Origin of the sequence: Pseudanabaena sp. lw0831 (genome assembly GCF_016584665.1) — a bacterium.
Taxonomy (GTDB): domain Bacteria; phylum Cyanobacteriota; class Cyanobacteriia; order Pseudanabaenales; family Pseudanabaenaceae; genus Pseudanabaena.
Map to the genome: position 1 here is coordinate 177,787 of NZ_BBJB01000057.1, position 13,046 is coordinate 190,832.

The following is a 13,046-nucleotide window of genomic DNA, read 5'->3' on the forward strand; positions in this document are numbered from 1 at the left end:
TCCAACAGCCATGATTCTCAACTCACTAAATGAAACCCGTTCAATTGAAGTCATAACCTTTGCTGGTAGAGAACGCGGGATTGTCTTTTTAGGTAAAACTTTTGTTGCAGATAGGTCTTTCAACAGCTTAAACGCAGCGATCGCTGCTTGTAGAAAAGACTTAGATTTGGGTTTAGCCATATTGATTACCCCTAACGCAGACAAATTTCAAGTCTGGGTCTCAGTCCCCAATCAAATGATTTTTCATGCTGCTTAGCCAAGATGAGCAAGATAAAAAAAGCAAAGGCAACGCAAAACGTTGCCTTTGCTTTTTTTATCTTGCTATAGATCGACGACTGTGTTAAAGTTTTGAATATCGCACTTTAATCAAAAAAAATAGCTTATGGAAAGTGACGATCCACATCAAGGTGAATTTTGGCAACTAAAAGGTAGTAGACATGATCAAACTGCCCCAAATATGCAGTTGCTAACAAATAAAAACATAGTAAATATTGGGACATGGACAAAAGAACAGGTTAGTAGTCTTGCCGAAAGTGTTAGAGATATTCATCTTCCTGATATGAGCACTAAATTAGAATTGCCGTTGCAAAACTGTTCTGTCCCTGCGGGTTTTCCTTCTCCTGCGGAAGACTATGTAGAACATAAGCTCGATCTCAATAGCTATTTAGTGACTCATCCAGCGGCGACTTTTTTTGTGAGAACTTCAGGGAATTCGATGACTGGAGCGCATATTCATGATGGCGACCTACTGATTGTCGATCGCTCTCTTGAAGCCACCCATGGCGATATTGTGATCGCTGTAGTCCAAGGAGAAATTACTGTCAAACGCTTGCATTATCAGAAAGGAGAAGTTGCACTAGTCCCTGAGAACGATAGCTACAAGACGATTTTTATTAACGAACATTCCGAACTACATATTTGGGGAGTTGTCACTAATGTCATCCACAGTGTTAGACCGAAAAGTCGAAAAAAGATTCGCTCTGGTCGATTGCAATAACTTTTACGTTTCCTGTGAACGTTTATTTAATCCTACTCTGATAGGAAAACCTGTGGTAGTACTATCTAACAATGATGGTTGTGTCGTGGCGCGATCGCAGGAAGTCAAAGATCTCGGTATCAAGATGGGTGTGCCTGTCTTCCGAATCTACGAACTCATCAAGCGCTACGACGTTCAGGTCTATTCTTCTAACTACAGTCTTTATGGCGATTTGTCGGGTAGAGTCATGTCTACATTGGCTTACTTTGCTCCCGATGTGGAAATCTACTCAATTGATGAAGCCTTTATGGATTTATCAGGATTTCGATATCGTGACTTAACGGAATATGGCAATGAGATCCGACAAAGAGTGCTGCAATGGGTGGGAATTCCCGTTTCAGTAGGAATTGCCCCGACCAAAACCTTAGCAAAGTTAGCCAGTCTTATTGCCAAGAAATCCAGCTCAGGTGTTTTCGATCTCAGTGTCTATCCATCTATTGATGAAATCCTATCTCAAGTGGATGTTGGCGATTTGTGGGGTATTGGCTTCAAATATGCTAATTGGCTAAGAGAAAAAGGTATAAATTCAGCATTGCAAGTAAAAAATGCCGATGAAAGCTTGATTCGTAAAAAGATGGGTATCGTTGGTGTCAAATTACAACTGGAGCTAAGAGGTGAATCTTGTTTAGCGATGGAGTTACTTGACAATCCTAAAAAAGGAACCTGTGTCTCTCGCTCTTTTCCTCAGTCTATAAATACGCTGTCAGAACTCAAAGAAGCGATCGCTTCTTTTACACATCGAGCCGCAGAGAAACTACGGCAGCAAAAACAAGCCGCCAGTGTGATCACAGTTTTTGCCAGAACCAGTCCTTTTCGAGATAATTTCTACTCAAATAGCGCCACCGCAGAATTGGATTTATCAACTAACTACACGATCGAACTATCCCGTGTCGCGTCTCAGTTAGTCGAAAGTATCTATCGCAAAGGACAAAATTTTAAAAAAGCTGGTGTGATTATGACGGGACTTGTGTCTGAGAAACAAGTTCAAGGCAATCTTTTTGATGTTAGTAATGATGAGGAAAAGCGGCGATCGCGCAATCTGATGAGCGTCATGGATACAATCAATGAAATTTATGGTAGGGATACCTTGCGATTTGCGACCACTGGAGTAATCCAAGTCTGGAAAACAAAATCTGAACAGCGATCGCCAAAATACACAACCTGTTGGCAAGACCTACTCGAAGTTTCATAAAAAAAGAGGCGGTGCTTAGCACCGCCTCTTTTTTTATGCTAACAATTTCTCAACTGCGGCAATCACATCCTCAGGTTGAGGAATTGTCAGATTTTCCAATCCGCCATTGTAGGGAGTTGGTACATCAAGCGCGGCAAGACGAACAATTGGTGCATCAAGCTCATCAAAATAGCTATCATTAATCGAAGCAATGATCTCTGAACCAATACTGGCGCAGCGCATTCCTTCTTCAACAATTACAATGCGATGAGTTTTGCGCAACGAGGTGACGATGGTTTCCATGTCCAAAGGCTTAAGCGAAATCAAGTCAATCACTTCAGGATCGTAGCCTCTATCAACTAAAGTCTCGACGGCCTTGAGTACGTGATAGCGCATCCGTGAATAGGTCAGGATCGTCACATCATTACCTTCGCGCACGATTTCCGCTTTGTCGAGAGGCAACAAATATTCTTCGTCGGGGATATCTTCCTTGAGGTTGTACAGCAACACATGCTCAAAGAAAAGGATTGGGTTATCGTTACGAATTGCTGACTTCAGCAAGCCTTTAGCGTTGTAAGGAGTGGAGCAAGCCACCATCTTAATCCCAGGCACAGCTTGGAAATAGGTTTCGAGACGCTGCGAATGTTCTGCGCCGAGGTTGCGCCCAACGCCACCAGGACCACGAATGACGATCGGGATTTTGAAATTACCACCAGAGGTGTAGCGCAACATCCCAGCATTATTCGAGATTTGGTTAAAAGCGAGTAGCAAGAAGCCCATGTTCATGCCTTCGATGATCGGGCGTAAGCCTGTCATTGCTGAGCCGATCGCCATCCCTGTGAAGCTATTTTCTGCAATCGGGGTGTCGAGTAGGCGCAAGTCCCCGTATTTTTTGTAAAGGTCTTTGGTTACTTTGTAGGAGCCGCCATAATGCCCCACGTCTTCGCCTAAAACATAAACGGCTGGATCGCGCTCCATTTCCTCATCGATCGCTTCTCTGAGGGCGTTGAAAAAAGTAACCTCTGCCATATAAATCTGTGATTGTATCTATGATTATGTAAACAAGTCTTAAGCGATTATATCTTTTGGGGTGCGTCAATACACATAACCTTACTTGGGGATATTGTCGCTAAGAATATTCAAAAATAGCTAGCCCTTATAAAATCTATTTTTGCAATCGTCTTTACAATCAGATTTTATAAAAACTGATTCGATACACGCTTGTTTCCTTCTCACCATTCTAGTGTCTCGCTACACTCACTAATAGGAGTTGCTAAACCTTCCACAATTGACGCTCCTACTTCGGGAATTGAGGGTAAATAGATTGTTTCTTGAATTCTTTTCCAATCTTCTTCGGAGACTAGAAAAGCATTAGATGTGTTTCCTGAAATCAGAATAGGCTCATGAGAATGTGAAACATCATTTATCAGATCTTGAAGTTTAACTTGAGCTTCATTTAGAGGAATAATGGACATTTTTTTCTTCTGGAAATTTGAGCAGTACGTATGTCTTTTGAAAGTCAAAATCGCTACACTTGCTAAATCACAGCTTAATGCAGTAAATTAACTCGAAGAAGAATAGAACCAACGGATATAAAGGAAATGACTACTGTGCCGATCCAAAACTTACGTTGTTCTTTTTCTTTGTCAAGCCATTCTCTTAAATCAGAAATTGTACCAGCACGAAAACCTATACCATTTTGATTTCCATCAATTGACTCTAAACTAGATCTAGAACAGTTGAATCCCATAATGATGGGTTGTTCACTTGGGTAGAAAAAACGTGCTGGTTGTTCCCAATTTTCTGGAAGCCCAATAATTGGCTGAGGTTTTCCAATAACTGTTATCACTGAAGGTCGCTTTCCTTGATCTAGCATCTTTCGTAGAGTTTCATCTCTGGTGTTTTTTGAAATGCGCTTTGCAAGAGCATTTCAAAAACTTCGGCACTGGTCGGTTAAGACGTGAGGGAAGTAAAGCCTCGCAATGATAGCAACTCCAGCTATGGCGATCGGTCGATGATATAGTCCGATCGCCATAGCTGGAGTCTTGTTTTTCCCTAAGCCCACATGAGGTCTCACCCAGTTGTGAACTAATTACTGTCCATCCTTTTGACTCTGAGGGGGGAGGTTCTCGCCAACGCGAGTGTAAACCTCATCTCCCTCGACTGTTATATCTGCTCCTGCTGGGGCAGGGGGACTCCATTGCTGTGACTGGGATGCTAATTTTTGCTCCCATCTCATGATACTTGTGTGGTATTTTTCTAGCACTCTTCCACTGGCTCTGATTCTCATCCCCTCTGTCCTCATCTTGAGTGCAAAGGAAACCACATTTGCTGGCGTTCTCAGCCTTGACATTGCGGTTCCTGTTCGTTCGTTGAACCGTTTGCTGCATCCTTTGCATAAATAATTCTGGATAGCTTTGCCGTCTTGGTGGCAATCCTTGCCATTCTTGACTATCTTTTGGTTTTGGCAGTGTGGACATTCCATGCCTTTCTCCTTGACTCTGCCTCTTTATTTTACATCTCACGTCTTAACTGACCAGTGCCATTTTTTTTCCATAGTATGGGACAATAAAATTTTTAAAATTTCACTAGGTTTTATGGCAGCACAAAGCGATCGCAATTGTTTTTACTTTTTAGTTGGTTGATAATGCGGATGCGCCCACGCTAAATGATCCAAAGATTTCCTGTGATATTCTCACGCTGTAATGCTCGCTTCTCCATAGGCAATGCAAGCATAAATGTCTTCTGGTTGCAGTTGTGGATATTCTTCTAGTAGTTCAGGGATGCTAGTGCCACTGGCTAGGAAGTCGAGAATTAGGGATACCCAAATGCGATGTCTACGAATACAGGGTTTTCCAAAACAAATATTAGGATTAATCGAGATTCGGGTTAGTACTGATATTACGTAGAACAAAGATCGTCAGAATGTTTCCATGTCATCTTAAGAGAGGATTTGGAGACCAAATCCCTACATATTTGTAAAGGTAGAGGCTTGGTCTCCAAGCCCCAATCTCAGCGTTCCACGTAACATCAGTTAGTAGTTCTTTTTGTTTCATGACTTTAGTTTTTGGTTATTCTACTCATCAAACGCGATTCTCATCCTCTTATCGTTGTTCCTAGGCAGTCAGTAACAGCGATTCAATTTAAACACTCTAAAATAGGCTAAGACAATTAAAGGATTAAATTTTTGACTTTAGATAATTGATAAAAGATGTACATGAAAGTAGAAAAAATTTTGCGTCAGCAGCAGTAAGATTGGGTTCACTTAGCATAGCGTGCCTAATGCCTCCTTCATCGCTAGTATAACCATACAATTTTGAGAAAGACTCTTTTAAAGACGGATGGATTTTGTTGGAAATTTCTAAAACTTTGAGTGCTTCTCCTAAAGTTGCTTTAGGCTTACCAGTAATCTCTTTTGCAATACTCTCTACAGCAGAGATAGACTCCTTTATAGAGTTTCGATAATCTGGATTTTTCGATCGCTCATCAGAGTAAGAGCACGTTGGAGATGGATCGATACAGCAGGAAATCGCTTGCCAGTCAATGCTTCCTCTAGCATCTTAACCTCTTGTTCAGTTGTTATATCTGTAAATACACCTCCAACAAACCTAAAGCCTGAAAACTCTCTGTTTAAGATATTATTCACCTCTTCCACTAATGTCACACTTTCAAAATAGTTAAGGGTAACTTCAAGAAAATCATAAACTTCAAACCATTCAAATCCATCAAAGAGTTCTCGTAATTCATTTACTTGTACACTTGCATATAGATTAGATGGCAAATCATCTATTGGCTTTTTAAAAAAATCCATCCACAAATATTTAATAAACTCATCAATTTGCTTCCCACAAAAAACACTTCTTGTATGATCTGAATACTTAAGTAAAAAATTGTTACTTAAAACATTCCAAAGTGAATGTCTTAAATCTTTACTTATATCATCAACTTGAATTACTTCAGATACGTGTTTAAACCCCTGTCTTTCGCTAAATCTTTTAGATGGTATCGCAAATTTAGATTTTAACTTTAACGCTTGATTTTGAGTCTCACGTTCAGTTATGGCTTTAGGATCGTGAGCATAGCAATATCCAGAAGAACCTGCTTCACGATTACACTTTGCACCAGATTTTGTCGTGCCTTTACACTTTAATGATGACATTTTAATAGAATTAACAAAAACTTTTTTAGGCAGAATTTCAGCTATAGCTATTTTGTAACTATAGCATTGAAAATAAATATTTTAGGCGATCTCCCTAGTCAAACTACCAAACAATCCTAACCAAATTCGCAGCACAAATATTCCGATCGCAACTCAAAATAGCTACCTGATTTCCTTGCCCCTCCACCACCAAAGCCGTTGATACAATCTGACGATCGTGCATCTCATTGATAGAAGTGAGGTTGATACTTTTCTCAATTACATCAGCATCAAGTGGATAGATAGAAACTCGTTTATCTTGCTTCACTACCTTTAGCAAAGCATCAACGGAAAGAATCGAAGTCTTGCCTCGACTCACGATCCATACCGACTCCGCCAAAGCGATCGCAGGTAAAATCAATTCACTACTTGAATCCGCAAGAATTTCTTTAGCAGTCACCCCTAAACGAGAATTACCCTCCAGAAACCAGATTAAAGCGTGGGTATCAAGAATATATTTCATATTGCTAGAATTAAGCCCAGCCAAGAGCATCGTCAATATCACCATTAAATTCAGCATCTCTAAAATCAGCTTCAGTCGATTGTTGAGAACCTGAAAACATCCCAAACGACATAAACTGATTAGCGCGACTAACTGACTCAGGCTTAAAAAAAGTCACAAAAACTTGACTCTCCGTAATATCTTGAGGGACTTCTGCTAATTCAACTTTACCGTTCCGATATATTCCTTGGATTGTCTGTAACATAATCGTCTGCGCTGGTTAATTTGAGAGATCGCCAATCAATTGTAGCACTACAACATTTTAGCTAATATTCGTAGCTATTTGTGAAGTTGTGGGAATGGTTGCGATCGCTATTAGAGGCTGAAAGGCGATCTCTGCTTGGCTGATTTTTAGTGAAAGGCGATTGCATACTACAACAAACCCGCGATCGCAGATTGCACAGAATAGCCCAAATGCTTCCATGCTGCGGCTGTAGCTACCCGACCGCGAGGCGTGCGATTGATATAGCCAATCTGTAATAAATATGGCTCATAGACTTCTTCAATTGTATGAGCATCCTCACCAGTCGCCGCTGCTAATGTATCCAAGCCTGCGGGGCCACCATTAAAGTTCTCAATTAACACCGTTAATAATTTGCGATCGATCCAGTCCAAACCTTTCGGATCGACATTAAATAATTCCAGTGCTGATTCAGCGATCGCACCTGTAATCTGTTCGCCCTTTGCCTTAACTTCGGCATAGTCCCGCACTCGCTTTAAGAGACGATTGGCAATCCGAGGCGTACCTCTTGATCTGGCGGCGATCGCGATCGCGCCATCGTCATGGATTGGAGTTTCTAAAATCTTGGCACTGCGGGACACAATTTGCGTTAGTTCATCCTGCTCATAGAAACGGAAATGTTGCACAAACCCAAAGCGATCTCGCAATGGCGAAGATAATGCTCCAATTCTCGTAGTAGCACCGATCAGCGTAAATTTATTTAACTGCACACTACGAATCCTTGCTCCTTGACCTTTTCCAATTGTAATATCAAGTCGATAATCTTCCATTGCAGGATAGAGAATCTCTTCGGTCACGCTAGGTAACCGATGAATTTCATCAATAAAGAGAATGTCGCCCTGTTGCAGAGAAACCAGTAATCCTGCCACATCACGGGGACGCTCAAGGGCAGGAGCCGAAGTGATTTTGCATTGCACGCCCATTTCTTGGGCAATAATTAGAGCCAGAGAAGTTTTACCTAACCCTGGGGGGCCATATAACAGCAAATGATCGAGAGCTGACGATCTCGATTTTGCCGCCGCGATCGCAATATTTAGCAGTTCTTTTAAATCTTTCTGCCCAATATAGTCTGCGAGATTTTTGGGGCGAATATTGATATCAACTGAAACTTGAGCAGGAGCATCTTTGGCAAGTTGATCCTCTAATTTCTCCTCTGGTGTGGCTTCCGCTTGCAGCAAATCTAACGCCTGTTGCATTTCTGGCGATGTCACTTCTTTTTTAGTGGATTTTTTAGGCGATCGGGAGGTTGATTTTTTGCTGACAGCTTGTTCGGGAACTGGTGCAGAGTTTTGAGCAGTTTGGTGATTAACCCGATCGTCTTCTGGATTCGGGGTTTGATTTGGTTTAGAGGAGATGATTGCCATATGCTTTAGGTTGCTCAAATTTGTAAATATCTTCGATCAATTGCACCCAACCATCAACTAGAGAGGCAAGCATTTTTTCGCCCTTTTCTCTAGTCGCAGCCTTAGCATCACCCAACACACCACTACGAGTCAAATCGCGCATCACCCATGCAAAGGGATTTGCCGATTCCATACTGAGCAAACTATTTTCAGGCAAGCCATAGGGATATTCGGTAACAGCTTTATCCATCTGCACCTGTTCAGGCAAAAGCGCCAACATCAGGCTGGTTTCCGCATCGCCACCATGAATTCCAAATTCTAATTCTTTTTCCGTCAAAAGCGCTTTGGCAAAATTAGGAACCCGCCAAGTAAAGAGTGGAAAGATCGCAAAATCTGGATATTTTTCATGGAGATCGCGAGCAACTATTTCCAAAATTTGCGGCTGTCCACCGTGGGAATTCATCAAAGCTAATTTCCGAAATCCTGCTCGATAGACACTTTCAGCAATGTCTGTCAACATCGCTAGCATCGTCTGCGATCGCATGGTTATCGTACCTGCAAAAGTACTATGCTCATTCGATTTGCCATAATACAAAGGCGGCAAAGCATAGGCAGGAATCACAGGATCTAATTTCTCTAAAGCCCTTGCCAACACCCCAATACTAATCGCCGCATCAACGATCAATGGCAAATGTGCGCCATGCTGCTCGATCGCCCCCATCGGTAGAATAATCACTACATTTTGCTTGTTTGGCATTGCGGCGATTTCTGGTGACGTGAGGTAAGCAAAATATCGATGATTAGGGAAATAACTCATGACGATTTTATTATTTATCCTAGATCAATTTCTAAAATAATAATGTTGTTTGATTTTAAAGATGGCTTCAGTCGCAAATTCTAATAAATAATGCAGGCTAGGACAAATCAAAACCCAAATAAATAGAGGCGGCGCTTTGCGCCGCCTCTATTTATTTGGGTTTTGGTCTATAGGTGTTATGGGGAGGTCAAACATGATAAACAACTTAATGCTTTGTAATCCGAGGCTAATCCCAAGTCACACTAGTATGACGACACTTTTATGACTTGAGAATCAAACCCAGTAATGGTTTTACATCAAAACATAAAATCGCTATACCATTTTGTATTTTGATGTAAAACCATTGCGCATCAGATATTTCAGCCATTTAAGCTAATGTAAATCCCTGAAACAAATACTGAGCCATGCCTTTTGGGGTCTAAGTTCTATTTTGACCGTAAAGCATTAATAACCAACTAGAAGCTAGCGATCGCCTTTTCGACGATGGCTAGAGCTTGATCAATCTCCTCGGCAGAGACGATCAGAGGAGGCACAAAGCGCACCACCTTCACACCCGCAGGCACTAGCAACAAACCAGATTCAATCCCTGCGGCAACCACATCACGGGCTTGAATCTGGCTGGACTCTTGCAAAACTAAACCATCGATTAAGCCCCAGCCACGGACTGAAGCAATATGTTGGGGATAGCGATCGCAAATAGCTTGTAGTCCAGTTCGCAATTGTTGACCACGCTCTCTCGCATTGGCAATCAAATTATCCTGAACCATCGTGCTACAAACTGCTAGGGCAACGGCACAGACAAAAGGATTACCACCAAAGGTACTCGCATGATCCCCAGCCTCAAACACATCGCAATGCGCTTTACACATCATCGCGCCGATGGGAATGCCGCCGCCTAAGCCCTTTGCTGAGGTGAAGATATCGGGCTGAATGCCAAGATTTTCATAGCCCCATAGCATTCCGCTGCGTCCCATACCCACTTGGACTTCATCAATAATTAGCAGAATTTTTTTCTCGTCACAGATCTCACGAACACGAGCAAAGTAAGCGCGATCGCCAGGATTTACACCACCTTCACCTTGTAGTGGTTCGAGCATGATCGCGCAGAGTCTGCCTTCATATTTTTTGACAGCATCTTCGAGGGCGGCGATGTCGTTATATTTAATGTAGTCAAATCCTCGGACAAGGGGTGCAAAATTCTTATGATATTTAGGCTGCCCCGTTGCGGTTACGGTGGCGAGGGTGCGTCCGTGAAAACTAGCATTTGCGGTCAAAATTAAGGGATCTTCAATGCCGAGTTTGGTGTGGGCATATTTACGCGCTAATTTGATCGCGCCTTCATTTGCCTCAGCACCAGAGTTACAGAAAAATGCCTTATCCGCACAAGAGTTTTGTACCAGCCATTTAGCCAATTGACCTTGGGGCGCAAAATAGAACAAATTAGAGGCGTGGTGAAGAGTTTGGATTTGCTCAGTTACGGCTTTGACCATTGCAGGATGTGCGTGTCCCAACGTACAAGTAGCAATGCCAGCCACAAAATCCAAATATTCTTTGCCTGTACTGTCCCAAACTCGGCAACCTGCACCACGCTCTAAGGCGATCGGGAAGCGAGCATAGGTACTCATCACATATTGATTAAACTCGGCAATGGGATCGGTTGAAACCTGATTATCTGCCTGAACTTGAGATTGTACTTCTAACGTAGTTGGAGACATGGATAAAAATGTGATAATGCTGTTAATTTCATTATGAATGATACGAGAGTTTTCGTAAGTACTTCTGTAGTGGAATTAGCGAATAAGTACCTTGGCATAATTAAAAAACCAGAAATAAGATCTGTACCGCCCGCTGCGCGGGCGGTACAGATCTTTGGGTTTTATATTTAATTGTGCTTAGTTACTTAAACGCAAATTTTTTATTGAAAGTTTTGCAAAGCAAAACTTTCAATAAAAAATTTGCGTTTTACTTCAGCGCTTTGCGCTGTAATGATATTGCAGTAGTCGCAGCAGGAAAAAATATGCCATATATTATTCAAAGTCAAGGTACTCCCCATGAGCGCATCTGCGATCTACGACATGGTGTAAATACGATCGGGCGAGGACTAGATAACAGTATTGTCGTTGAAGATGATGCGCGTAGTCTTTCCCGTCATCATGCAGAAATTCAGGTGACAGATAAAGGCTTATATGTTACTGACTTGAATAGTAGTAATGGCACTTTTGTTAATCAGGTCAAGATTATTCAACAAAAGCTAAACCATGGTGATTTGGTGCAGTTTGGTAGTGTCGTATTTCGATTAGTTGATGAATCGCAATCTGGGGATGATTCTGCTTCTGGTCAAAAAGTAATTCCAAATTCAGGTTTATCGATTTTAATGCGCGTTTCTCCAGAGAAATCTCGTGTGAATATGCAAGATTTGCTGAAAGAGCAGAAATTAACGACATCAGGCTCGGTGTTGATGATTCAGGGGACTGATGAGGTACAGAGAACATCGGCAAAGTTGCGAGTTTTGCTGGAGGTTAGCCAAGAATTAGCATCTCCCGAAGCTTATTCGGCTTTACCTGAAAAGATTTTGGAATTATTGCTAAAAATTATGTCGGTCGATCGCGCCGTCTTATTACTGGTCGATGAAAAAACAGGACTACTAGAACCAAAAGCCTATAGATTTAGCAATCCTAATGCCACAGCCGATCTTGATTTTTATAGTCGCAAAATTACTAATTTTGTGTTTAAGCAGGGAGATGCGATTATCAGTGATGATGCTTCGCTCGATCGCCGTTTTGATAGTTCGCAATCTATTATTCAACAATCGATTCAAGCCGCCATGTGTGCTCCATTAAGACCAAGAGATCGCACAATCGGTGTTCTGTATGTGGATAATTTGTCTCGTGGTCATGCCTACCATAAAGAAGATTTAGAATTTTTGAGTAGTCTTGCTAACCAAGCTGCGATCGCAATTGAAAATGCTCACCTCTATCGCAATATGCAATCAGAGGTGATTCGTCGTACTAAGCTGGAGCGTTTTTTTCCTGCCGCTGTCAGCCAAAAGATCGAAGAAGGTTGGGATTTAAATCGGATTATCGATGCGGAAGTAACCGCCTTGTTCTCGGATATTAGTGGCTTCACCGAAATGACTGCGCCAATGCAGCCTCGTAAGGTTCTCGAATTTTTGAATGAATATTTCAAGGTAATGGTCGAGGATATCGTCTTCCCCTTTGGTGGAACCTTAGAGAAATATATTGCCGATGCCCTATTAGCGGTGTGGGGTTCGCCCTATCAAAAAGAAGATGATGCGATCATGGCTGTAAATGCCGCGATCGCGATGCAATGGGCGATGAAACAATTAAATGAAGATTGGACAGAACAGGGACGCGATCTGCAAATCCAGATTCACATTGGGCTAAATACAGGAATGGTTGCCGCAGGAAATATTGGCTCTGAGAATCTCATTCAGTACACCAATATTGGCGACACGATGAATGTGGCTAGCCGAATTTGTACCGCCGCGAAGGCTGGAGAAGTGTTTATTTCTGAAAGCACAAGGACTCATATCTCCAGTCAGAATCTGCCACTAGAGAAGCTGGACTTGATTAGGGTAAAGGGTAAAGAAGAGCCATTGCAGTTGTATCGAGTCCTTTGGAAAGATGTTGATGTGAAAGAAATGTTGAGTAAAAGCAAAACCAGTTTTTCCAAGTGAATTGCCCCAATCCATATAAAAACCAAAAATGTTGTGGCGGG

At 42.0% G+C, this 13,046-nt stretch carries 14 protein-coding genes and 1 pseudogene; 4 read left to right on the top strand and 11 right to left on the bottom strand.

What is annotated here, in order from left to right; genetic code table 11:
• The first annotated feature begins 10 nt into the window (after positions 1 to 10).
• From APA_RS11730 to APA_RS11740, 3 genes are all read left to right on the top strand, one after another.
• Positions 11 to 256 (top strand): hypothetical protein, encoded by a 246-nt coding sequence (locus APA_RS11730; RefSeq protein WP_201322444.1) that lies wholly within the window; start codon positions 11 to 13, stop codon positions 254 to 256.
• A gap of 126 nt (positions 257 to 382) precedes the next feature.
• Complete coding sequence (locus APA_RS11735; protein WP_236579521.1) at positions 383 to 997, top strand: LexA family transcriptional regulator; 615 nt, start codon at positions 383 to 385, stop codon at positions 995 to 997.
• On the top strand, positions 936 to 2,228 hold the full coding sequence (locus tag APA_RS11740; protein WP_201322445.1) for a Y-family DNA polymerase: 1,293 nt from the start codon (positions 936 to 938) through the stop codon (positions 2,226 to 2,228). Before APA_RS11735 ends, APA_RS11740 begins: the two co-directional genes overlap by 62 nt.
• A gap of 33 nt (positions 2,229 to 2,261) precedes the next feature.
• Here APA_RS11740 and APA_RS11745 read toward each other — a convergent pair whose 3' ends face one another.
• From APA_RS11745 to APA_RS11795, 11 genes and pseudogenes are all read right to left on the bottom strand, one after another.
• Positions 2,262 to 3,236: an alpha-ketoacid dehydrogenase subunit beta gene (locus tag APA_RS11745; protein WP_103669647.1), complete on the bottom strand. Its 975-nt coding sequence runs from the start codon at positions 3,234 to 3,236 to the stop codon at positions 2,262 to 2,264.
• A gap of 203 nt (positions 3,237 to 3,439) precedes the next feature.
• Positions 3,440 to 3,682 carry a type II toxin-antitoxin system Phd/YefM family antitoxin gene (locus APA_RS11750; RefSeq protein WP_201322446.1) on the bottom strand — a complete coding sequence of 81 codons (243 nt, stop codon included), beginning with the start codon at positions 3,680 to 3,682 and terminating at the stop codon, positions 3,440 to 3,442.
• Between the two features lie 74 nt (positions 3,683 to 3,756).
• Positions 3,757 to 4,056: a hypothetical protein gene (locus APA_RS11755; protein WP_236579522.1), complete on the bottom strand. Its 300-nt coding sequence runs from the start codon at positions 4,054 to 4,056 to the stop codon at positions 3,757 to 3,759.
• 244 nt (positions 4,057 to 4,300) lie between these two features.
• Positions 4,301 to 4,692, bottom strand: a pseudogene (locus APA_RS11760) (IS1 family transposase); the annotation flags it as partial.
• Between the two features lie 210 nt (positions 4,693 to 4,902).
• Positions 4,903 to 5,121, bottom strand: coding sequence for a DUF433 domain-containing protein (locus tag APA_RS11765; protein ID WP_236579523.1), 219 nt, complete (start codon positions 5,119 to 5,121; stop codon positions 4,903 to 4,905).
• Between the two features lie 534 nt (positions 5,122 to 5,655).
• Positions 5,656 to 6,366 carry an AbiJ-NTD4 domain-containing protein gene (locus tag APA_RS11770; protein ID WP_201322448.1) on the bottom strand — a complete coding sequence of 237 codons (711 nt, stop codon included), beginning with the start codon at positions 6,364 to 6,366 and terminating at the stop codon, positions 5,656 to 5,658.
• A 103-nt stretch (positions 6,367 to 6,469) separates the two neighbouring features.
• Positions 6,470 to 6,868, bottom strand: coding sequence for a type II toxin-antitoxin system VapC family toxin (locus APA_RS11775; protein ID WP_201322449.1), 399 nt, complete (start codon positions 6,866 to 6,868; stop codon positions 6,470 to 6,472).
• A gap of 10 nt (positions 6,869 to 6,878) precedes the next feature.
• Positions 6,879 to 7,112 carry a hypothetical protein gene (locus APA_RS11780; protein ID WP_201322450.1) on the bottom strand — a complete coding sequence of 78 codons (234 nt, stop codon included), beginning with the start codon at positions 7,110 to 7,112 and terminating at the stop codon, positions 6,879 to 6,881.
• A 167-nt stretch (positions 7,113 to 7,279) separates the two neighbouring features.
• On the bottom strand, positions 7,280 to 8,512 hold the full coding sequence (ruvB, locus tag APA_RS11785; RefSeq protein ID WP_201322451.1) for a Holliday junction branch migration DNA helicase RuvB: 1,233 nt from the start codon (positions 8,510 to 8,512) through the stop codon (positions 7,280 to 7,282).
• Positions 8,493 to 9,308, bottom strand: coding sequence for a creatininase family protein (locus APA_RS11790; protein WP_201322452.1), 816 nt, complete (start codon positions 9,306 to 9,308; stop codon positions 8,493 to 8,495). Before APA_RS11790 ends, ruvB begins: the two co-directional genes overlap by 20 nt.
• 455 nt (positions 9,309 to 9,763) lie before the next feature.
• Positions 9,764 to 11,023: an aspartate aminotransferase family protein gene (locus APA_RS11795; protein ID WP_201322453.1), complete on the bottom strand. Its 1,260-nt coding sequence runs from the start codon at positions 11,021 to 11,023 to the stop codon at positions 9,764 to 9,766.
• 302 nt (positions 11,024 to 11,325) lie between these two features.
• On the opposite strand from APA_RS11795, the gene APA_RS11800 reads away from it, so the two are divergent.
• Positions 11,326 to 13,005 (top strand): adenylate/guanylate cyclase domain-containing protein, encoded by a 1,680-nt coding sequence (locus APA_RS11800; protein ID WP_201322454.1) that lies wholly within the window; start codon positions 11,326 to 11,328, stop codon positions 13,003 to 13,005.
• The last annotated feature ends 41 nt before the right edge of the window (positions 13,006 to 13,046 follow it).